At 52.0% G+C, this 22,379-nt stretch carries 15 protein-coding genes and 1 pseudogene; 13 read left to right on the plus strand and 3 right to left on the minus strand.

The genetic code is table 11. The annotated features are described in order from the left end of the window. Positions 1–397 precede the first annotated feature (397 nt). The 8 genes from EKH79_RS14040 (at position 398) to EKH79_RS14075 (ending at position 13,438) form a co-directional block, all read left to right on the plus strand. Positions 398–3,367, plus strand: coding sequence for a DEAD/DEAH box helicase (locus EKH79_RS14040; protein ID WP_126674474.1), 2,970 nt, complete (start codon positions 398–400; stop codon positions 3,365–3,367). A 163-nt stretch (positions 3,368–3,530) separates the two neighbouring features. Beyond that, positions 3,531–5,036: an AAA family ATPase gene (locus tag EKH79_RS14045; RefSeq protein WP_158621253.1), complete on the plus strand. Its 1,506-nt coding sequence runs from the start codon at positions 3,531–3,533 to the stop codon at positions 5,034–5,036. Next, complete coding sequence (locus EKH79_RS14050) at positions 5,033–5,953, plus strand: HNH endonuclease (RefSeq protein WP_126674476.1); 921 nt, start codon at positions 5,033–5,035, stop codon at positions 5,951–5,953. Before EKH79_RS14045 ends, EKH79_RS14050 begins: the two co-directional genes overlap by 4 nt. Before the next feature lie 142 nt (positions 5,954–6,095). Beyond that, positions 6,096–8,105: an MrcB family domain-containing protein gene (locus EKH79_RS14055; protein ID WP_158621254.1), complete on the plus strand. Its 2,010-nt coding sequence runs from the start codon at positions 6,096–6,098 to the stop codon at positions 8,103–8,105. Continuing rightward, positions 8,062–9,309, plus strand: coding sequence for a 5-methylcytosine restriction system specificity protein McrC (locus EKH79_RS14060; protein WP_126674478.1), 1,248 nt, complete (start codon positions 8,062–8,064; stop codon positions 9,307–9,309). The genes EKH79_RS14055 and EKH79_RS14060 overlap by 44 nt, the downstream gene beginning before the upstream one ends. A 100-nt stretch (positions 9,310–9,409) precedes the next feature. Continuing rightward, positions 9,410–10,024: a hypothetical protein gene (locus tag EKH79_RS14065; protein ID WP_126674479.1), complete on the plus strand. Its 615-nt coding sequence runs from the start codon at positions 9,410–9,412 to the stop codon at positions 10,022–10,024. A gap of 115 nt (positions 10,025–10,139) precedes the next feature. Next, positions 10,140–10,859: a hypothetical protein gene (locus tag EKH79_RS14070; RefSeq protein WP_126674480.1), complete on the plus strand. Its 720-nt coding sequence runs from the start codon at positions 10,140–10,142 to the stop codon at positions 10,857–10,859. A gap of 290 nt (positions 10,860–11,149) precedes the next feature. Continuing rightward, entirely contained in the window at positions 11,150–13,438 is a 2,289-nt protein-coding gene (locus EKH79_RS14075) for a patatin-like phospholipase family protein (protein WP_126674481.1), read from the plus strand. Between the two features lie 7 nt (positions 13,439–13,445). On the opposite strand, the gene EKH79_RS14080 is transcribed toward EKH79_RS14075, so the two are convergent. Then, a complete protein-coding gene (locus tag EKH79_RS14080; RefSeq protein WP_126674482.1) occupies positions 13,446–13,649 on the minus strand; it encodes an antitoxin VbhA family protein in 204 nt (67 codons plus the stop codon). A 216-nt stretch (positions 13,650–13,865) separates the two neighbouring features. Here EKH79_RS14080 and EKH79_RS19215 point away from each other — a divergent pair, with 216 nt between their 5' ends. The 5 genes and pseudogenes from EKH79_RS19215 to EKH79_RS19085 all read left to right on the plus strand — a co-directional run bounded on the left by EKH79_RS19215 (position 13,866) and on the right by EKH79_RS19085 (position 21,008). Next, on the plus strand, positions 13,866–15,188 hold the full coding sequence (locus EKH79_RS19215) for a TniQ family protein (protein ID WP_158621255.1): 1,323 nt from the start codon (positions 13,866–13,868) through the stop codon (positions 15,186–15,188). Between the two features lie 950 nt (positions 15,189–16,138). Then, the gene (locus EKH79_RS14090; protein ID WP_126674484.1) at positions 16,139–18,583 is read left to right on the plus strand and encodes a PDDEXK family nuclease; all 2,445 of its coding nucleotides are present in this window, start codon (positions 16,139–16,141) and stop codon (positions 18,581–18,583) included. Beyond that, the gene (locus EKH79_RS14095) at positions 18,580–19,602 is read left to right on the plus strand and encodes an ATP-binding protein (RefSeq protein ID WP_158621256.1); all 1,023 of its coding nucleotides are present in this window, start codon (positions 18,580–18,582) and stop codon (positions 19,600–19,602) included. Before EKH79_RS14090 ends, EKH79_RS14095 begins: the two co-directional genes overlap by 4 nt. Next, a pseudogene (locus tag EKH79_RS19220) lies at positions 19,602–20,051 on the plus strand (TniQ family protein); the annotation flags it as partial. The gene EKH79_RS14095 and the pseudogene EKH79_RS19220, both read left to right, overlap by 1 nt. Before the next feature lie 117 nt (positions 20,052–20,168). After that, a complete protein-coding gene (locus EKH79_RS19085) occupies positions 20,169–21,008 on the plus strand; it encodes a hypothetical protein (RefSeq protein WP_233590330.1) in 840 nt (279 codons plus the stop codon). A 104-nt stretch (positions 21,009–21,112) separates the two neighbouring features. Here the strand turns inward: EKH79_RS19085 and EKH79_RS14105 are convergent, their stop codons facing one another. Beyond that, positions 21,113–22,000, minus strand: coding sequence for a reverse transcriptase family protein (locus tag EKH79_RS14105; RefSeq protein ID WP_158621257.1), 888 nt, complete (start codon positions 21,998–22,000; stop codon positions 21,113–21,115). Positions 22,001–22,067: 67 nt separating this feature from the next. Continuing rightward, positions 22,068–22,364 carry a helix-turn-helix transcriptional regulator gene (locus EKH79_RS14110; protein ID WP_126674488.1) on the minus strand — a complete coding sequence of 99 codons (297 nt, stop codon included), beginning with the start codon at positions 22,362–22,364 and terminating at the stop codon, positions 22,068–22,070. Positions 22,365–22,379 lie beyond the last annotated feature (15 nt).

The raw sequence follows: 22,379 nt of genomic DNA on the forward strand, positions 1-22,379 counted from the left end.
GCAATCGGGGGTGTACCAATGAGTTACTCCCTGCCTGGCATCGACGCCAATGCCCACAGTGACTCCATAGTCTGTACATGGTTGTTTCCGCGACGACCGTAGGCGTCTCTGCGGAGAGAGCCTCAGCAATTAGGCCTTGACGTAACGTTCACGCTTCAGAGGGCGGAATCAGGGTGGTTTAAGGGGATATCTAGACATCTAAGGGAAAGACATTGGATCGCAGAGGGAACGCGAGGTCATGGCCTGCGGGCCGGCTCGCAATAAGGGTCGTTTACCCTCTATGAGTGTGGTGACGGTCAAAGCCCCACCCCTTTAGCCCCCAGGTCGGCGCAATATCCCGCTATCGGCATAAAGGTTGCTTAAAAATTCCTCAGTCCATTTAGGTGCGGAGGGCAGGATGCCGAACTTTTTCACCCAGCAAAGGGGCAGGCTCAATCTGGCCGCCCAGGAATCAACGCCAAATCAGGGGTTTCGGGCGGGCCAACTTGGGGCTTTGCATGCGGTACTAGCGCATCTCTCCGTGTCGAACGAACCGGCCATCGTCTGTTTACCCACGGGCTATGGCAAAACTTCGGTGATGATGGCATTGCCGTTATTGATGGCGCCGAATCGTGTCCTGGTAGTCGAACCTTCAGACGCACTGAGAAGGCAAGTCTCATCCCACTTCCAGGAGCTATCGACGTTACGGCGTATCGGAGCGATTCCACAAGCAATCCCGAATCCAACGGTCCTTAGGCATGAAGGCCGTCCAGTGACAGCGGCGGACTGGGATGCGTTAGCCGAAAATGATGTTGTGGTTTCGACACCAGGAAGTTCGTCGCCATCGGTCGCTCCTGGTTCCCCAAGTAGCTTGTTCGACCTGATCATCTTTGACGAGGCACACCACGCCCCTGCAGAAACTTGGGCAGCGTTCCTCGAGCATTACAAGAAAGCTCGGTTCATCTTTCTCACAGCGACGCCATTTCGGCGAGATGGCCGCGTCATTCCAGGCAAGTTGATCTATCGCTACCCGGTTATGCGGGCGGTAGACGAGGGAGCGTTCCAGCCCGTGGCTTTTCACGCGGCGCCTGTCCAAAACACCCTGGATAACGACCATGTGGACCGAGTAATCGCAGAGACGGCGGTAGCGCAGCTTCGCGCCGACACTCAAGCAGGCTATGACCATCGGCTCTTCGTACGAGCGTCGAGCATCAACGCGGCGCGATTGCTAGTGCCGGTTTATCGTAGCCTTGGCGTAGAGGTCGAAGCCGTTGACAGCAAACTTAGTAAGAGAAGACAGGAAGATTGCGAGCGCCGCCTTATCAGTGGTGAATTGCAAGGAATTGTCTGTGTCGACATGTTCGGGGAAGGTTACGACTTTCCAAAGCTAAAAGTAGCTGCCCTGCATGCGCCGCATCGCTCGTTAGTGCCAACCATTCAATTTATCGGGCGTTTCGCCAGAGTTGACGCAACGACTGGTCAAGCCACTCTCATTGCACCGATGTCGAGAGTTCAAGACGCTAACAGTTCACTGCTTCGGGAAGGTGTGAACATAGCGCGCATGATTGATGAGGCCGCTCTGGAGGAGTTGGCCGGCGATGCAGACGAGCAAGCGGTTCTAGAGCGCCTCCCTGTGAAGCAGGTAGCTGAATCGGATTATGAAGCTGTCTCACCGCTTGCACTACAGTTATACGCGCACGTACGAGTTTTCCATTGTTCAGAGGTACCGGACTTCGCACTGATTGGCGAAACAGTCGGACGGCAGCTGCGAATCGTAAAGCAATGGTCTTCTGAAGATGGAGCCGTCAGTCTCGTGCTGACCACCGACGAGAACCCGCCCAACTGGGCGACCTCCAACGTTCTTGTCAATCTTCGCCACGATGCCTTCTTGCTTGTCTATTTTCCTAGTTCGCGGCACTGCTACATTGGCTCGACGCGCAGGACGGAGAAGATCTATCTCGGGCTAATGGATAAGGTGTGCGAAAAGAAATACAGAGCATTGAGCTATGAGGAAACGAGCCGTGCCCGCGCAGGGCTCCAATCGGTTCGCTTCTACAACGTTGGCTTGAAGAATACGACCCTTAATTCGCAAGCTGAGACATATCGCACCCTGACTGGCCCGGCAGCAGAACGGGCCGTCACAGCTGGAGACGGGCGTGCATACTCTCAAGGTCATTTCTTCGGCAGTGGCATGATCGGCAATGATAAGGAAACCATTGGAGCAAGCAGCAGCTCTCGGATATGGAGCAATCAACGGTTGACAGTCGCCGAGTTCCTCGACTGGGTAGAACGAATCAATACGCGGCTTGTTGGTACCACTCCATTCGCGGAGACACAGCTCGACATCGTTCGAGCAGCAACGACGCTGCGGCAGGTGCCGGATCTTGTCATTGCTGCCACCTGGTCAAGGGTGGCGTTCAAGTTGAACCCCAAAGTGCGATACCGCAAGGCGCCAGGAGCACAATTTTTCTATCGACGATTGACGGATATGGAGCTAACCGACTTCAAAACCAGTCCTAACAAGCTGGAGCTTCTCTTCAAGATAGTTTCGGACAATGCAGATTTGGAGATGCGCTTTGCCATCGGGCAAGGGCGCATGACTACATTGTTGAATGGAGGGTTCGATGTCGAGCTGGAGTCGGCAACCGATTCGTGGATGCTATTTTCTGATTGGCTGTGTGAGCACCCGCCGCTGTTCTACTCGGCCGACAAATCATCATTTGAAGGTATGAATTTGATGTCGGCGCCGCGGCTGCAAGCTGTCGCCTTAGGTCCCGATGACATGAAGGCGCTTATATGGACCGGATGCGACGTCACAGTAGAGTTTGTGCCGAACAATGGATCTCAAGCGGCTCTCCGGCAACGACAGAAGCTCGCCGGTCAGCTAACAGTTCAAGAATACTTAGAACAACACCTACTAACCCTTCCGAATCTAGTTGCCCTTTTCTACGACCACCGTACTGGGGAGGCGGCAGACTACATCGCCGTGATTTCTACGCCGACCGGAGAGGTAGAGGTCGCGCTTTACCACTGCAAAGCTGCAGGAGGGCAGCCGAGCGGGGGGCGTGTGGGCGATGTGTACGAGGTCGCAGGCCAACTGGTGAAATCAGTCTCCTATTGCGACGTAGCAACACTGCTTGATCACATAGAGGATCGCATGGATCACCGACATGCATCGCCTTCTAGATTCGTGCGTGGCGATCTACCGATGCTGCGCACGCTGCTAACGAGCACGAGCACGACCAAACTGGGATTTGCTGTCATTGGCGTCCAGCCCGGCATCCGGCAATCGTTGGTTGGGCCTCACCTTGCCGATCTCATGGCATTTGGCATCAACTACGCCCGGCAAGGTGGTGCGACAAGAGCCTATTGGTTGATAAGCCCGTAGTGGAATCCCTTCGCCATGGCGATTTTTCAGCAATAGTTTTATCCGCGCACGTATGAAGCTTCCGCTGAAAATCACAGGCGAATGTGACATTCGGCTATGGCGATACGGGGATTTCCCATCGAGTTCCTTTATTCAACACGCAGTTTTCCACGAGACAAGTCGCATGATTCAATTTATACGCCTCAACGATCAGGAGATATCGCTTGTTCCGCAGGAGGTTATTGCTGACCCAACACTTAACCTATTTGCCGCAGATTCGATGACGTTAATTGTCGGGCCGAATGGGGCAGGCAAGACACACCTAATGACAAGGATTGGTGAAGCCATAAAAGATCGTGACCCAAAGGTCATCGCGAGCGATGGACCACTAAGCAAAGTCTCAGCGATCTACCTGACCCTCTCACATTTCGGAAAGCATGCTCTGAATGGGCACGGTCTGAGTCTGCAAACGCTTAATCGTCGCCGAGAAAACCCCAAAGTCACACTCAAACAAATGAGGCATGTTGATGAATACTTTGGAGGGAGAGCTCCAGTTGTCCTAAGGCTAACGGTGCAACCAAAGATCGGTTTCGACCGGCTTGTTGGTGCGATGAGGCGATCGCCCGAAATAATTGAAGCGAATGCTAGTTTGAAGTCCGTCATGAGGCGAGTCGAAACGGCCCGAAAAGAGCTCGAATCTGCGCAAAGCAGTACGCCTGTTTTGTCGATAAATCGTAATTTCTCCGAACTTATGAATAAGCTCATAAAGATGGAGGAGGTTCTCACGGAGCGAATTCTGGACCGGCTGCGAAGCCGACTGGACGCGGGTTACACTCAAAATTTCTTTTTACCAAACAACAATAATTTGCTGCGAGCAATTCATTCGCTCGATGGTGAGCTTGTATCGAATGGATATGCACTGACTTTGCTTCAGTGTTTGTACGGCACCAAGCAGTCGCATGAAACGTCGGATAAGATATTTATGCAGCTAAGCTACGCTCTGGGGCGCCTAGCAGAGCTGGGCGTGGCCGTGGACGATATAGAGCTTCATTCGGACCGTTACCAACTCACTGGATCTATAAATCAGCAACTCGCCGAAGAGACGATCGATGGTCTGGCTTCATTGGAGCTTGGCGGCGTGAGTTCTGGCCTCGCCGCGTTGGCGCTTCAGTACTCGCTTCTCGAAAGGGCCGTCCAAAGACTGAATCGTGCCGGGCGCCCAAGTAATCGATCGCTACTAATCATGATCGATGAGGGTGACGTCTTCCTACATCCGGCGTGGCAACAGAGATATGTCGACTTCGTTGATCATTTCGTCGCCACAATCAAGCCGTATTTTGCTTCGGTCCAGGTCATACTCACCACGCACTCTCCTATTCTAGTATCCGATTTTCCACGTGATTGTATTTACCGGCTGGGGCGTGAGCGACTTGATGAGGTGCTCGACGAAGATGAGGTGTCCACGCCACACGAGCCATTGGTATCGTTTGGCGCTCCTTTGGAGGCAGTGGTTCGTCATACGAGCGATGCTGGTGCGCTAGGAACATTCGCTCAGCGTCAGCTTCGAAAATGGGCTGAACTAGCGGCCTCAGGGCAACCGATCTCTCAATATCATTTGGGCCTGATCGACGACCCAGTGATCCGTCGCATGATCAAAGTATCGCGAGGGCGTGGGAGCGTGAGTCAATGATTATTTCGATGAAGGATGTTTGGGACGCTGCCAAAAAAAAGCATCGAGCGTATGTCCTCGAAAAAATCGCAATGGCCGAACAACTGGTCGGTAAGAGCGCTTTAACTAGCCAGACGCTAAAAGATCTACTTAAGCAACATGCCAAAGACCTTGCAACGGGCTCGCCCGCCACTCTTAGAGGCTTGATTAATAAAGTTGAAGCTGCGGCACTGAGCGGGGATGGCCTAAAAACCTTCCATAAGGAAGCGTCGCGCGTATTCAACTATGATGCCTTTACGAACAAGGACGCAATAGGTTGGAATGCCTACGATCTTTGCAAGCTGGCAAATCAAACGCTTTGCCCGTATTGCCATCAATCCTTTGCATTCACAATCCAGAGAGGCCACAGAGGAAGGGGCTTCCGTCCAACGATCGATCACTTCTATCCGAAAGCAGAGTATCCATATCTGTCGCTTTCATTGTTCAACTTGGTTCCTTCTTGCTATACGTGTAACGCATCGTTGAAAGGCTCGATAAACTTCCATACGAATCCACATCTTCATCCGTTCGAGGATGAGGAGGTTATAGATTTCGTTTTTGATCTGGATGCCTACCTTGCTTGGAGATCGGCGCCAACGGCTGACTTGGAGATCAAAGTTAGGCACATTGGAGGCGCCTCTACAGCGGGTAAGGCCGACAACTCGATTCGAACTTTCATGCTTGACGAGCGTTATGTCCCGCACATGGGCCATTTTTCCCGATTCGCGGAATGCGTATACCACTGGTCCCCAGACTTGCTCGCCATTTGGAAAGAGACACTAAAGATCGACGTAAGTGAAGCCGTTCTTCTGAATTTTGATCGTGAGGGCTACCGCGACGAAATGTTGGGAGCCGTAAAACGGGCGATCTATGATTCGCTGCGCAATGGATCGGCATGAGCCTACCTCGAGCGAAAGGGGCGATTCGAAGATTGGCCCGATGCGGACGGCTCGCTCTGTTATCCAACCGCCACCTGGCTGGGACATTAGGCCTCTCGAATCTGTCAATCTGATCTGTCAAAAAGAAAAGGGGATGTCAGCAATGCCGGCGGCACTTGATGGACAATCGGTAGGCTATTACTTCGCCAAGATTCTTGAGCGCTACAGCTACGCCCGCCACAATCTTGAGTTTGGCGGTAAGCACGAAATCTACAACTACTTCGATGGATTGAAGAAGGGACTAGAAGCCAGTGCAGCCGTGAAGACCAGGCCGGCTGTTCGAGTAGTCGCTAGCTACGGTAAGGGAAACTGGGCCACCATACCGTGGGTATCGTTTCTAGACTCGCGAGAAACTACCAGTACGCAACGCGGTACATATGTGGTCTACCTGTTTCGAGAAGATGGCGAAGGCTTCTATATCAAGCTTGCCCAAGGTGTCACTGATACAGAGCATGAATTCGGTGCTAAAGCATTCGACGTTCTTGCGAAGCGAGCCGAGGAGCTTCGCTCGGCAATCCCTGAGCTAGCAGAAAAAGGATTCGATCTATCGGGAAGGTCCGACCTAGGGGCCAGCCATAGGAAGGCACGGATGTATGAGGCCTCGACGATTGCTGCCAAGTACTATCCTGCCAATGCAATTCCGCAGGATGCCACTTTATTCGCGGACTTGGAGCACATGCTGGCTGCATATGAACACCTTGTGACTTCGGGGTTGACTCTGCAGCCAGAACCAGATGAGCCCCTGGCACTTGTAGGTACTTGGCGGACTATTAAAACGGACATTGACCCCGCTGCCGAGCAAATCAAAGAGAAAGGGGCGTGGGCAAGCGCATGGAGTTTCCGGCTGAAGGAAGAAGCTCAGAAACACTTGAAGATACCTTTCACTCTGTACATAAACGGAGGCGGAGGCCAAATCGTCGCGCGTGCGCGCGTGTCGGCATTTGCTTGCGCAGAAGATGCGAATGGAATGAAGACACCATGGCCGGATATCACTGAGCCCGCATTGCATGACATCACGCGATTCGGCCCTGGGGTGCACGAGGGCATTAAAACGTGGCTGAAAATTTCCTCGATCGAGTTGATTAGCCCTTTTCGGGCTAATGAGCTTCCGATTGCAACCGATCTTTCAACGCCAGCGAATCTACTGAATCAGAATGCCTTTGGATATGTCTACGAAAAACTCGATGTTGTGCCTCAGGCATATGAGATCTCACCGACCGTAAAGCACGAAGTGATGGAACCTGAGGCAGAAGAGGAGCCGCTCGAGTTTCAATGGTTAGTGGAAGAAACGTTACTACCTGCAAGTTTGCTTGAGAAAATGGTGGCAACGCTCAGCGGACCATCTCCACAAATCCTTCTGGCAGGTCCACCGGGAACGAGCAAAACGTGGGTCGCCCAGAGGTTGGCCCTCTATATGGCAGGTGGCCGCAAGAGTGCTATCCGCACCGTGCAGTTTCACCCGAGCTATACCTATGAATCTTTCATCGAGGGGTTGCGACCGAAAGCAACATCAACGGGTGTCCAATTTGAGCTGACGCCAGGCATTGTGCTCGAGGTTGTTAATTCGATGGCTGCAGCGGGCCACTTGAATGATCCAAAGTGTCCATACGTCATCATTCTCGACGAAGCAAACCGAGCCAATCTACCCAAAGTTCTTGGCGAACTACTTTTCCTATTTGAATACCGAAACGAGGCAATTCGTCTCCAGTACACCAAGGAGTTCAAGTTGCCTTCCAATCTTCTGTTCATTGGTACGATGAATACCGCTGACAGAAGTATCCGTTCCATAGACGCTGCACTGCGTCGCCGCTTTGACGTGTTTGAACTTACACCTAACAGTGAAGCCTTGACGAATTACTACTCAAAGACTGGACAGGACAGCAGGGCAGTCGCAGATGGCCTAATTTCGCTCAATGCTGCCTTGGCAGGTGACATTGACCGTCACCATACAATTGGCCATTCCTTCTTCATGAAGAGAGATATGTCCCAGGACATTTTGAGGGACATCTGGGAGCGGCAACTCTTTCCACTAATTGAGGAGTATTTCTTCGATCAGCCGGATTTGGCAGGTGACTACACAATCGAGAGATTCTGGCCTCGGAATGTTAGTTGAGTTAACTGCAACCGAATCGTCTCCAATTGAGCTGCAGCTAAACATAGAGCAGCTTTCTTTGCTTCGTGCGCTTGGTAGAGAGCTGGCAGCAAATTCGATGTGGTGGAGAGAGGAACGGCCAGCTCCCGAAAAATCCGTGGTAGAGATTCGTCTTCTTGGAGACGATAAGTACGCCATAAAATTTCGTGATGTTATTGGAGTCGTAAGGCTTGGTGACCTGCAGGTTCGAGTAAGGCCAAAGATCCCGGAATCACATTTCTCCCATATCATTCGACGCAGTGATATCGCTCCTCGTACCGCATCATCTGTGGCTAACGTGGATGCGGGCGCCGACTACTCACAGCTGCTTGCTCTATGGTGTGTCACTGAGTCGGAGGCTTTGCTCCGGCGCGGACTCCGTTGGGACTACAGTGAGTACGTCGAAGAGTTGCATGAGGTCAGGGGGCGACTGGATACTCTGTCTACTGCGATGGCTAATCATCTTGGCCGACCCGTTGCAGCTTGTGCGTTTGAGGAGCTTGGTGAGGACACTTCGCTGAATCGAGTACTCAAAGCAGCATGTCAATCAATTGCAACGCGGTCCAAGTTTGAGCCACCCATTCGACGAGCAGCGAATCGTGTTGTCAATCGTATGGAATCTGTGAGCCAACTGAAGGCCGCGGATCGACATGTACGCCTCTCAAGACTAACTTCCAGCTACCGTCGAGCTCTCCCGCTAGCAAAGCTAGTTTTAGAAAGTAGCGGTATCTCCGCAAATGTAGGACATTATGCGGGCAGCGCCTTTCTTATTCGTACGCCAGAACTCATAGAAAATGGATTGCGAAACATCATCTCTGATGGCCTTCATGGAGCCAACGTGAGAAAGCAGCGATTACTCTTAGGTGAGACGGGTATTAGCATCAACCCCGACCTTGTGTTTGGAGGCGGAATGGCGATCGGTGATATCAAATACCGGCATCTCGGCCCGGACTGGGATAGGAACAGCCTGTATCAGGCAGTTGCTTTCGCTACGGGGTTTCATGCAAATCACTGCGGCATCTTTGGCTTCTCTGCTGGAATTGACGCGAAGGTTCCCAAGAAAGTTCCAGTAGGACACGTCTTGGCACGTTCATTTGCGTGGCGTGCAGCGCAGGACCTTCCTCCGCATGAGAGCGAAAAGCTGCTGCTTCGAGAAGTAAACCACTGGCTTTCGGAAGTCAGGTAAGACTAAAAGGCCATGCTTTTAGTGCGCGATTCGCTAAGTGAGCCTACCTGTTCGTCCAGGCGCTGGCCCATGGCGCCGCTTAACTCGGCTGTTAACTGTTATGAATGGTGATGTCGTACAACGAGGGGAGGATTCCTCGGATGGAATCTGGCCCCCATATCAGGCCTTCTACATCCAAAGTATGCTTTTCAGTACGCGGTCTGCATTTCAGTCTGCCAAAGCCCTTCATTCTTTGGTCAATCAGATATCGCAAAAGGCCGGCCAGGGCGAGGCCTTGAGTTTTGACTGTTCCGCTGCCCTAGATCATGTTCAAAACATCGTTCTTCGCGCGGCCGCTATATCAAGATTCCTCTGGCCGGTGCGAAAGGGGCATGACAGAAGGGCGACTCATTTGAAAGTAGCCCTGGAGATTTCAGAGGACTCACCTCTTCACAATCGAGATTTGCGCAACAGCGTTGAGCATCTAGATGAAAGGCTCGATTCTTACCTGAAGAATGGCATTGTTGGCCGAATATTTCCGGAATGGTTCGGGCCAACTCGTGATTCAAAAGGTGTTCCAACACACTACTTTCGCGCATTCTTTATAGACACAGGCACATTCAAAATCCTGGATACTTCGTTTGTGTTGCAACCTGTGGTTGATGAGCTCATGCGAATTCACTATGCACTTGAAGAATTTGACGAAAAAGGCGGAGTTTTCCCGCAATCTACCTAACACTTCATTTGAGTGGATGCGCGCTGAGCGGTACTCGACGTGAGAGCTACGCGCCAAGCAAACATTCCAGGGAAATGTGTCATGAGTGATCGGGTGGCTTTATTTAGGACGATCGATGGAATTTGAACTCGCCCGGAATACGGTCCGCTACGCGGAGCAATTGGTAATCAAGACTCGGAGGCCAAGAGAGGGTAATGACAGCGTTGCCGTTTATCTCGATACCCTTCTGGTCGGGCCTTGGTTGGTTATGGCTGGTATCGATATGTTGGGACGACGCTTTCGCCTAGTGCTGTTCGTTGCGACGGTACTCCTCCTCTTCTTCTGGATCGTAGCGCGAGGCATTTCATGGCAACCCGTTGCGCCTGCTTTGGGAATGGCCGTGGGTATTGTCTATTTTGGGTTGCCAAGCAGAACAGTGACAGCTGGGGTAACAGAGGAGAACATCCGCTCATTGTGTAGCTACATTTTAGACGCTGCGCCAAATGTTACCCGGTTGGAACGACTTCAGGCAGGAACATCTCTATTGCGTTCTCAAATCACCGACCGACTAGGGCGCATCAATGTCGTGATCGGGATTTGCTGGGCGGCGCTCTTTGGCTATGCCAGCGCCCACGTGTTGGCTCCTGGTTTGGCGCCATCCATCTTGGGAAACGGCATTCTCTTCACGGGTATAGCTGGGATTTTTTTTGCCGGCTTACTCGGAATCGCTATTTCGCACACAACAGCGGTCCGAGCGGTCTACCTTACGCTGGACTTCGCTCTGCTGGAAGCCAAGGCAGCTATCTTCAATAGCCAACAATTCATCGAAACGAGCGCAGGTACGCGCAACGCTTAAATGGGGTTTAGGGCTGCTCATGAACATTTATATACCGCTGCTTCAGCTTTGGTTGGTGCGCTGATTGGCGCGGTCGCCTCTGTCATTACGGTCACCTCACATACCGGAGAGCGGCGGGAGCGGCGGGAATGGCGACAATGGCTTCGGTAAACCGTTACGCAGCCCAGATGCCCTGAAGATTGCTTTGATCACTCACCTATAGTTAGTGCTAAAGAATCTCGACGAGTTGCCGATATGCAACTCGACGATTGAGCAGATATCGCACTGGCAATGGTGATGGAGCGTCATTGATGAGAGCTTTCTTGTTGAATCTGGTATACGCACTTTTGTTGATCATGCCAACGATTGTTCTGGCTTGCTTACCGGGCGAATTGCTGGATACAGGGCAAGGTGGGGAGATCCTGAGCAACGTCCGTTCCGTGCGATCGGTGGCGTTTCTTGCTTTCATCGCATTTCCTTATCTCTTCGCCATGTTCTCAGCAGCGGCGCGCCTTTCTTTCTCAGCTTGGAATAAGTTGCCATTCCAGGAAGGCTGCTTGAACCTCGCAAATTTTCGGCCGCGCGGAAGGCTTATGGTGACTTGCCTCGCCGGATTCACGGCGACGTTAGTTGCTCTGTCGCCCCTGTATACGTTCAAGAGAGATGACACCTTATCGTCAATTGTTTACAACGGGTTTGTCGTCAGATGGTTTTACGAGCTAGGCGTGCTGTTTCTTGTTTTGATAGGTGTTGGTTTGTTCGCGCAATGGCGAACAAATACAGGATCGAAGAACTTGCTTCGCAAGTACATCGTTAGTGCGAAGAGCGCTTACATTGTGCCGGTGCTTATTGCTTACACAGAATTTTGTTATCTTGATCCCATAAACAAATATCATCGCAACAGCGCCGACTTGGAAGCAGTGGCGTTTATCTTCGTGTCGCTTGTGGTGACGTGCGTTCTTCCCTCCGCATCGAACAAATCGAGCGCTACAGGTCGGCAAGCCGAAGCTGAAGCGATGAAGAGATGGTCGAGCGAATGGCCGGCAATTGTATTAGCTCTAGTTATCCTTATTTCGTTTGCTGCATTCCCTTCGTGGGTTGGATTATTACTGGGTTCGCTTCTTGTTTTTATCGCTGGTATAGGAGCATGGGTTGTTGTTACTTCCGCAATCTGGTCGACATTACTTTCGGTGCCACATCGCATACCTCAAATTGCTGCTGCTGCCGCGCTGACTGGGTCGTTAGCATTTTGTACCGGTCGTGCTTTGGTGGCAGGTCGAGTAAACACGGTAAGTGGCACGCTAGCGAGCACGCCCAGTGATACTAGAGATGTGAGCATCGGGGACGATTACGACGCTTGGAATAAGGGAAGCTCAAGTTCGCCAGAACCCACGATTATTGTACTAGGCGAGGGTGGTGGGATTCGCGCCTCTTACTGGACGGTGTCAGGCTTGGAAGTTCTCAGCTTGCCATCTGTAGATCTAATCTCCAGAACCTACGCCATTGTGGGTGTTTCGGGAGGCGCATTAGGTGCCGCTGCTTTCATGGCAAATTACGTTGCCGCCAACGATGCGAGGAAAGCAAATCCCGGCATCTTTCAATCGCCGTTTGTACCGCCGGCGCTTGCTGGAAATATGTCCAAGGAAGAGCTCTCGACGGACTTTCTGGGGCCATGGTTGGCTCGCATGATGTCTACCGAAGGATTTCAGAAACTAGTTCCTTTGCGGCTTGCTCCCTCCAAGGACGAAACTCTACAGAGCGCTTGGTACTCGTCGTTGGCATGCCACACCGGCACGGGGTGGTACACACCACCGACCGCTGAGAAAACATGTGAGCTCGTTGGACCAATATTGAATGGGCCTCTCGCAGATTTTCCAAAGAGCTTGGATGGCCGTCAATTACCACGATTAATTTTCGTTGCAACGCACGTTGAGACCGGTAAGCGCGTTCTTTTTTCGTCCGTGACCTTTCGGCCGGAGGATTTCCCAGACGCGATGCTTATGGAGACACTAGCTCCCCAAAGCGTGGATTTGCTGTCAGCGGCTCATGCAAGTGCTAGGTTTCCGCTTGTAAGTTCACCGGGCTTGATCACCAATTCGAACGGAAGCACCGCTGGCCATGTCGTTGACGGTGGATATGACGATGTCTCTGGGGCACAAACAGCGTTGGAGCTGGTGCGGTTGATATCAGCTCACAAGAAAGAGGACTTTCATCCGATCATCGTTGATCTCAACAACGATCCCGATGATGGAGCGGACGCCAATGACAAACACCGTATGGGTGAGTTGGAAACTATAGGTTCGACTCTTGAAAGTTCGAGAAGGGACCAGAGCACTTTCATAAAGCGGCAACTGCTTGCGCAAGTTTGTCTACTTGACGGCGGCTATGTGTCGCTGAAGGTGTATAAGCACCGAGATGGCCCGATTGGCCTCGGATGGACACTATCGCAAGACGCCGCGACCTCGTTGCAAACCGCTATGAACAAAGAAAGCAAATTCTTCTTCTCAGCTACACCTGACATGCCAACGCCACAGCTAGCAATGTCACAATTGGTTAAGAAAGCAACGGACAACTGCAAGTCTAAAGCGATAGCCTTTTAATTCGGCCTCATTCCCAATTCGGGTTTGTTACGTGTGGCGAGGTCATGTACTCATCGAGATCTATTTCGCCATTCACATAGCGCATAGCTCGCTCTTTTTCTTCCGGCGGAATCTTAAAGCCCTCAAGTCCAACTGATGCCCAGGCGTGCTTGACCGCGTCGAGGCGACGGCTTCGTTCCCCGGAAGAAATAAGTTTCCGCCTCGTTCCCATAAGCTTTTTCCTTGCAGAGCGGTTCCCCGTTGATCTGAGGAGTGTTCCATTTTACTCGCATATCTGAGGCGGGCGACGTATGAGGAACAGGTAAGTTTAAGCCTATGGCCTGAGGGTGGTGCATGCGTAGCATTCGGCTAGCATCCGCATCATTTGCTGAGTAAAAAAGCGATTAACTGCGCAGCTAGCGTGGTTTAGATGACGCAGGTTCGTATCATGAATCGTGAGCCGGAAGTCGAGTCGCGTTGGACCGTTTTACCGCCGCTTCCCCTGCGTGGCCTGGGAACTTCTGCGGTTGAATCTCTTAGTCACTATTTACGCCGACTCGCGTGGGTATCAGGGTCTACGGTAAGCCGCTTAATGGCCTACTCGAACTCTGAGTTAGTCAAAGATCAATCGAATATCGCGCAAGAACGATATGACCTGACGCTGGGTCGACCCGAGCATCGGATTTTTAGTTTTGAACGGCTCGTCGGCTTATCGCACCTACGATATGGCACCTTTTGGGTGTTAAAGAATGTTGCAGGCCCGCATTTCCTCGGAGGAGCTTTAACACACCGGCGCTGGTGCTCTACATGCTATGCCGAGTGGGATGTTGAGACATCGTATGAGCCCCTAATGTGGAGTGTGCGTCTCGCTTCGGCGTGCCCGAGACATGGACGCCGATTATCCGAGCAATGTTCGGTATGCGAGGCATCGCAATTCACTATGACGAGTTTGGATCGACGGTACCATTGCCAAGAATGCGGGAGCCCTTTGGCCGACTCAATCAATACAGCCACACTGTCTGATACCGAGCGATGGACGGATCTTCAAATAGGCAAGCTTATTGAAATGTGCTCAACGATGGGGGAAGAGCCCTTATTGGAGGAGCCTTATCAGACCTTTCTTGATGGCATCAATACCAGACTAACGTACAGCGACGATACGCCCGCTTGCCTCACGTCAGCCCGGCGAATACAAAATCAGGCTTGTACACCGCGTAAGCCGTCATTGCGAACGTTGTTACAGATATGCGCACTACAAAGCGTATCGATATGTGACCTTTTACAAGCGCCGCGAGCAGCGGCTACGGATTTATTGTTCGACACATGGCACGACGGAGAAGCGCGGAATCTTCGACATGTAATGCCGAACACTCGCATTGCAAAAGCTCACGCACTTGTTAAGCGGCTCTTCCATCGGTGCGCGAGCAGTTATCTTCCACCCATCGATGTTGTCGTACACGAGTTCGGAACGAATCGCACACTGATGCGCGACGTAGACGCGGATTTATATGAACGATATGAGCGACAGTTTCGAGCCCAAGCGAGCTATGTGCTTCGGCTGCGACTTAGCGATGCTTTTATCTATGCGATAAGAAGTCTCGCCGACATGCCGACGTCCAGGCTGCGTCGCCGACTGTTGTGGAATGACCCAGCGGCCATCGCGAAATCGACTCATATGAGTCAACAAGAGGCTGAATACGTTTTCTTCTCCGCGCTGATCTATACGCGTTTACGTCGCCGCTTACTCCACCGGCGCAGCGATTCCGCTTAAAAACAAATTTTTTAACACGGATGTGCATCGCTGTCGGGCGAATAGTGACAGCAATCCTCAACAAAAACAGACGTTTCTCGAATGCGCTTCTCGCTGCGAAAGCGTATTGGACTGATACATTTATATCAAAATAAACCATATATATCAATGTGTTACGTTTGACCTTCGCGTAAAGGGGTGGCAGGATCGCCCTAGACACGGCAAAGGACACCCAAATGCCTGTAGACCGCCCCGGTCTTGAGTATCGATCACACATAGTCGGGTATGGCGACCAAGCGCGACGAAGCACGACTAAGCAGGACTATGCGCGACGTGGAGCAACATATGAGATCGACGATCGATGCGACCTTGGGAAATCTGGACGCTTATTTACCTCGCACGCCATTGCTAAGCGCATCCGAGACGGCTCGTTTACTGGGATATCCATCCACCGCAGCGCTGGCGAAAGCGCGGCAAACCGGTCGCCTTCCCATTCCCATGTTTCAAGTTCCAGGGCGGCGAGGGTGGTTCGCGACGACGCATACCGTCAAAGCGTGGCTGGAATCGCTAATCCCACAAACCATCGAGAAGCCCGCACGGCCTGGAAAAACTCACGAGTCGGGAAAGGCAAAATCCACGAGGGCCAAGGCTTAAAGGGCCTGCGGCCCAGCGCGCATCATTTAGGGGGCTCGCCCAGCTTAACGACGATAAGGAGCACGCCATGATCTAGGCCATTCAAAACAATACGTAATTTGTCCGGCCTGGAAAGGAAAAACCCCCATCGCTCGAACGAAAGGGGTTTTTTAGAATTGGCGACGTTTGCAGTGTCGCTGCCAGTTACTTTCCCTCGCGCCGACCCAGTTGTCAAGTCTGCTTTAGACCTGGCACGGGCGCGTTTTCCATCTCGCCGCAAAAACCTATCGTGAGATGAAAGTCGAACGCGTCCGCCGCCACTCAGCGGAGGATGTGCGATGTCTTTAGATCAACAAGTGGATGGTCCATCACGGGACGAGCGTGACCTTGTTTACGCGAACGCTGGCATGAGTGAAAAAGCAATACGTCATGCTGAAAACATGGTGTGCGGAAGTGCGGGTCGCAAGGTTGGCAAGGGTGCACTCACCAATGTGGTCACGCGCCTGGATTCTCTTAAGAATCGAGGGCCACGCATGATGGAGAGTCACACGTGTGAATTGGTGAAAGCATATGAGTTAGAACACGACCCAGATGTGATTGGGTACTACACCCAAGTCCCCTGTCAGCGTATAGAGCGGTTGATCGGAAATTATCGGCGTCATGTGACGTCAGCACACCTCGACTTCATGGTATTTCATAAAGACAGAGTCGAACTGGTGGAGTGCAAGCCCGATTCGTGGCTCACACGTAAAATTACCGAAGAGCAAGCTGACTGGCAAAAGGTGGACGGCGTTTGGCAGCACGGCCCCTATCAAAATTTCGCTACGGCGCATGAATTGAGTTTTTCTGTTTGGACACCACCCGATCCACCGGGTGTGTACTTGCAAAATCTCGAAGCCATGTATGGCGTCAAATGCTGCTCCGCACACAGTGGTGAAACGTACGACGTTAATGCTGTCATGAGGGCCATACAAAAGCGCCCCTACTCAATCAATGAATTGATGGACGAATTTGAAGGCTTTACGGCGAGGACGGCGCTGTGGATTCTGAGTATGGGTCTAGTGCATGGGCCGATAAAAAGCACGCCGATACTGATGACCGATCGATTCATCCTTTATAGCGATCTTGCGCAAGCCGCGATTGTTGACATGCGGACGCTTGATCAGGTCGGTAAATTTTTCTCTAAGCCAGAGATCATCGATCCCATTCTTAGAGCGACATCGACGGACGTTCAATACGCACATAAGCGTTATGCGCTCATCGAGCAATCGCTGCAGCAAGATGTGCCTTTGTCGGTACGGAGGAAGAAACTGGCAAAAGACATTGAGCGCGCGGTCGAAGAAGGTATGTCTCCGTTGTCAGCGTGTTTGACGAACTATGGAAAGTGCGGAAACCGCATCTCGCGCATAGGGGACGAGCGAGAAGAGCTGATCGAGGATCTCGTAATTCGCCTGTGGAACACGGGTGTGATTAAAGCGCTCAAGAAACTCTACGGGGCATTCAAAGACGAGTGCGGTAGGCGAGGGATTGAAGCGTGCGGCCGAACAGCATTCGACAAGCGGGTACATCGGCATAGTCCCTTGGCTCACGCGCTCGCGACAGGTGGTTTTAGGGGTTACCAAGCAGCTCGTCCAGCTACCGACCCAAGTAAACGCTCACTTATACCGATTGCGTACGGGCACACGCTTCATATTGATTCGTCGGATCTAGACAATCGCAGCGCGCCAGACATCGCCAAGCTTATGCCTGCAGGCAAGGGGAAGTTTTATGTCGGCGTCGATGGGTGTTCGACCGAAGTCATGGCACACGCTTTCATCTTTGGCCCTGCGCGTACGGATGGCTTGGCTATTCTGTTGAGAGATTACGTGCGCCGACATGGGCGACTTCCACACCTCATTCATGTAGATCGAGGCCCCGAAAACCGCTCGCTTTGGATTGAAGTGTTTGCTGACGGTTACATGTCTCTGCGCTGGTCACCTTCGGCGGGAAGTGCATGGAACGGCATTGCTGAGAACGTGATCAAACAGGTAAATCACCAGGTTGCACACGCGATGATTGGAAGCACCGAGCCCGACCAAAAAGGCCGGCATGTGGATGGTCGCTTTAAGAGCTATAAAAACGCAAAAACATCGTTTGAGACACTGCGAGAGCAGTTTCTCGTGTTTCTCTATGAAGATTTTCCGAATTCGCCTAGGGGCGATGGCATGACGCCGCTTGAAGCCAAGGCCGAAGCTATCGCGGCACTAGGCGTTTTTGGAGTGCCTTGCGATTTAAACGACGATTTCCTTATACGCACAGCCGTTCCGGTTGAATTGAAGAAGAGGCTAAGTACGAAGCGTGGACTTCGCACCGAAGACGGATGGTTCACAAGCGATGCGCTTATTCGAGGCCTTCGTTCCCATGACATCGTCGAGCTGAGAAGCGACTGCGAAGATCCCACGATCCTTTACGCCAAATTAGGGGGCGAGTGGATCAAGGCGTTCCACAGTAAGGCGCAAAGCCTAGCTCTCATGACACCATCAGAAAAACTATTCGAATCAATGTACGCACCCATACGTCGCGCAGAAGCGCGGCGGCGCTTAGATGAGATCGGCCGCAAACGCAACACCCGTATCGAATTAGCGAATTACGCAACGACTTTGGCGCAACCCGCTGCGTCCAACAACCTTCCCATTAAGGCGCAAGAACCTGACATCGTGGACGAATCCGCGACATCAGAACCATCCACGGACGTTGTATGGGCTCAATTGGAGGCTTGTGTCGAACGAGGAGGTCGCTCATGAACATCATTGAGCATCATGAATTCCTTACGACGAAAACCCAGCTCCTTATGGAGATGGGTCATTTTAGGCCGGGACATATGATTTTTCTCATGGGCCCGTCAGGAGTAGGAAAGACGACGTTACGCCATGCTGCGATGCAAGCGACCTTCGGAAATCCGCTGCTTTGGGGGCGGGGAAAGACTCCAGCCATCGAATGCTTTGTCGTGTTACCACAGATCGGCTTTTTCAGCTCGGCATTCCTGGCGGATGAGATGATAGATCAACTCAACGCCCCATCGCTGAATTGGCTATTTGAGAATAGTGACATTCCGCTAAATGTAGAAGGAGAAATAACCGCTAATGTTGACGAAGCCGCCAAGATTTGGCCGCTCCTCAAGCGAAGCGGCATGTCAGAGAGAGACCTATGGAAGACGTTCAAACGCACTGTGAAAGAAAGAGGGTGCAAATATGTGTCACTTGACCAGGTGACCGGACTATTAGTCAATCGGAAAAACAAGAAGCCGTCCGATCACATCGAACATCTGATGTCACTGGGTGAAGCATGCGGCATCATGTTTATTATGACAGGGGTTGCTCGAGCATCCGAACTTTGGTCTATTCATTCGGAACTTCGGCGACGAGTGATTCCGGTCTGGATGTCACCGTATAGCGAGCATAACAAGGGGGATCTCGTACATTACCTTCAACTCTTGAAGACGCTAAGCGGAAAATATCCGCTTTCGAAAAATGATCTGCTTTACACCATGGCCACCGACATCTACGCCATGACGGGCGGAACGATTGGTGAGATCGTAAAACTGATGCAGCGAGCGGCCGTTTTGGCGGCAATGAACGGCGACACTAAGTTAAAAAAAGAACATATCCAGAGGGCGAGTTACAACGAAAAAGATCTCCGAAATTTATGGGGTGATATCAAGGAGTTTGAAATCGTCAAAGCAACCGCGGACAGTTCATTGCGATCAGAGGAAGTCGCTGCACGCTGGAGTCTAAATAAGAAAGCCACTGCAAAAGTTGCGTGATGACTGAAAAGGGAGCTTCCATTTCGGCTCCATTTTGGAGCGTGTTGCCGCCCATCCCGCTTCGTGGGGTGGGCACCCCTTTGGTGGAGTCCGTCGAACACTATGTGACCCGATTAGCGTGGATGACGGGAACGGCGGTCCACCGGATTCTTGCACTTGGTCGACCATTTAAAGAGCCTGGCAGGCATCGTTCGGCAATGACGGCCGCATTCTGTGGGCCCAGTATTTCTTACAAGCCGCGCATTGCGAATCTAGAGGCCCTCACTGGCATCGATACGATTCGATATGGTTCGTTTTATTTATTAGATAATCTTTTGGCGCCAGGCGCGATTGGAAGGAATTCAACCTACCATCGGTGGTGTCCTCAGTGCTTTGAGGGGTGGGACGAAGAGACGTCATGGGAGCCTTTCCAGTGGTCTATCGGTCTTCGGGTCACATGTCCTATTCATGGTTGTGACCTCGAGGATCGATGCAGGCACTGCGGGGCCGCTCAAAAGCTCTCGGTTACATACATGTCACGTCGAACCTGCGGCGCATGTAGGGGACGTCTAGGCGGTGAAGGGAAAGTGACGCCCAAGAGTCAGTACGTGCATTGGGCCGAGAGCCAAATTTCAAAACTTGTGGGGCTTTGCGCCACGCCGGGGCGCGAGCCCATTTCCGGGGACGCATTCGAATTGTTTGCTAAAGAGGTTTTGCGGTTGGCTCCTTCGAAGTCTCTTTTAACCAACGCGGGTATGAGTGCACTCGCCCGTTTAGTTCGAGTCGATCGCAAGCCGTGTAACAGGGTTAAAAACGTGCGTGTCAATTTAATTACACTAATAAATGCGTGCGCATTTCAAGGAATTAGCATCGATGAAATGCTTCTCAATCCAATGGAGGCAGCATCCCTTCCCCTAGTGGAACGATGGGGCGACTACAAATCGCTAGAACTTTCCCCTGTCAAGTCAGGCGACAATTCGGCTGCTCTCGCTCATTGCCTAGAAGATCTCCTCAGCCACCCGCAGCTGAGCTACTTGCCTAGCCCGAATTACGCGTTAGATGAATTGAGTGCCAATCGGAGCGCTGCATCTCTTAGGAGGCGCGAAATATGGAGGCGCTATACACAGCGTTATCAAGCGCAAGGCACATCTGGAGTACTGCGGAAGAATGACAAGGTATTTCTAGCTTCACTCGAATGCTTGAAAACGATCAAGGCCAATCCATTTGCAACGCCGGATTTTAGACGGGCGCAACGGTTGATCGCCGCGACGATGTGTATCGCCCGGGAGGAGGCGCTTTGCATGGCCAAATGTGCGAGCCATTGGAGACGAACGGTCGAGCTATCGAAAGCAAAGGCCCTAAGACTTACTGGTCACGAGCTTAAAGCTTATAAAAAGCTCGGCGGGATAGTGGAGATGGGCTGGTAGGGTCAGTGGTGGCGGATTGCGTATCAGTGTTGCTTTTATGCAGGGCGAGAAAGATCGAAATCGATCGGAGCAATCTCTAAGGATTTAATCCGCGAAGTTTCGATTTAATTCGCCGAAGGCACGGCAGAGATCGAGGCTAGTTTGCGACGCAATGCTGCAATCCGCAGCTTTAATGCGTGGCCATCAGTGGGGTGCAGTTGAGTTAAGCGTCCGACGCGACCTGCAACGCTGTCGATCTTCGCTTTGATCTCCTTCGGATCACATCCTCGCATCTCTTCACGCTCGAGCTGATACACGGCAGAACGAATGCCTTGACGCTCCTGGACTAGTAATGCAGGCCGTCTGTTTACCATTAGCTTCGTAGCGATCATTGGAGCGTGTGCCCTGCGAATCTCCTGCTTTGTTCTCTTCGGCCTGAATCCCTGGGCAGCCATGAAGCTATATACATTGCTGATACATCTCGTGAGCTGAGGCTTATCGAGACTTTCTCGCGAAGAAAGCGTTACGTCATCAACATATCGAGAGTAGGTGATGCCCGCTGCTCGAAAATTTGCAACAAGCTTCCATTCCTGTTCCCAAAAGGCCAAATTTGCCAAGTAAGAGCTGGGAATGGCACCTTGCGGTAGCATGCCGTCTTTCGTGCAGAGGAGGGTGAGCAGCTGCGCGACATTCCCTTCAAATCGGAAAAATCCTGCCCAAATCGAGTAAACAATGTTGGCGGTTACGCTTGGGAAAAAGTTTTTGATGTCCTCCGTTACGACAATCTTCGCGCCCGTATGCAGCGCAGCGTTCCATCGAGCATCTTTACCCTTGAGGCTGCCCGTTAAGTAGTCCGGAAACCTTACATTATCGAAAATCCGCTTTTGAAGTCGTCGATGTATCGCCTTTAGTGGGGGCTGCGCATCAAACGGCTGGCGAATTGTTCCATCTGGCTTAACGATAGCTTTAGCTAAGCGATATGAGTCGTCTGCTCTAGAGGCAAGCCGATTCAAGGTTTCTAGCGATACGCCTAAAGCCCGGCTAAGGCTGTCGAGGGAGCGAATTGGGCTACATCTGTAGCTAGGCTTGCTTGCGTCCGGGGTCATTTAGCAGATCCAATGCAGTCATGGCCAAGCGGCCGGCGAGATCCTGATCGATATGTGAGAGCTCACCGCGCTCAGCACCGAGAAAGAACAGGATTTCAACGGGGACCCGTAAACCTTCGGCAATTTTTTGGACCGTAGATAAAGTTGGATCTCTCTTCGAGTTTTCTAGCATCGAAAGGTAGGACACAGAGCAGCCAGCTAGCTTGGCCAAGTCGGCCTGGCTGAGCTGGCGCCTGGTACGGCACATTTGGATAGCGCCGCCAAGATTCATAAGATCTCTCCAAAC

The sequence above is a fragment of the Dyella dinghuensis genome (genome assembly GCF_003977615.1).
GTDB classification, from domain to species: Bacteria; Pseudomonadota; Gammaproteobacteria; order Xanthomonadales; family Rhodanobacteraceae; genus Dyella_B; species Dyella_B dinghuensis.

Coding starts and splice junctions, on each gene's coding strand:
- EKH79_RS14040 (WP_126674474.1), top strand. CDS start 398: ATGCCGAACTTTTTCACCCAGCAAAGGGGCAGGCTCAATCTGGCCGCC.
- EKH79_RS14045 (WP_158621253.1), top strand. CDS start 3,531: ATGATTCAATTTATACGCCTCAACGATCAGGAGATATCGCTTGTTCCG.
- EKH79_RS14050 (WP_126674476.1), top strand. CDS start 5,033: ATGATTATTTCGATGAAGGATGTTTGGGACGCTGCCAAAAAAAAGCAT.
- EKH79_RS14055 (WP_158621254.1), top strand. CDS start 6,096: ATGCCGGCGGCACTTGATGGACAATCGGTAGGCTATTACTTCGCCAAG.
- EKH79_RS14065 (WP_126674479.1), top strand. CDS start 9,410: ATGAATGGTGATGTCGTACAACGAGGGGAGGATTCCTCGGATGGAATC.
- EKH79_RS14070 (WP_126674480.1), top strand. CDS start 10,140: ATGGAATTTGAACTCGCCCGGAATACGGTCCGCTACGCGGAGCAATTG.
- EKH79_RS14075 (WP_126674481.1), top strand. CDS start 11,150: ATGAGAGCTTTCTTGTTGAATCTGGTATACGCACTTTTGTTGATCATG.
- EKH79_RS14080 (WP_126674482.1), bottom strand. CDS start 13,649: ATGGGAACGAGGCGGAAACTTATTTCTTCCGGGGAACGAAGCCGTCGC.
- EKH79_RS19215 (WP_158621255.1), top strand. CDS start 13,866: ATGAATCGTGAGCCGGAAGTCGAGTCGCGTTGGACCGTTTTACCGCCG.
- EKH79_RS14090 (WP_126674484.1), top strand. CDS start 16,139: ATGTCTTTAGATCAACAAGTGGATGGTCCATCACGGGACGAGCGTGAC.
- EKH79_RS14095 (WP_158621256.1), top strand. CDS start 18,580: ATGAACATCATTGAGCATCATGAATTCCTTACGACGAAAACCCAGCTC.
- EKH79_RS14110 (WP_126674488.1), bottom strand. CDS start 22,364: ATGAATCTTGGCGGCGCTATCCAAATGTGCCGTACCAGGCGCCAGCTC.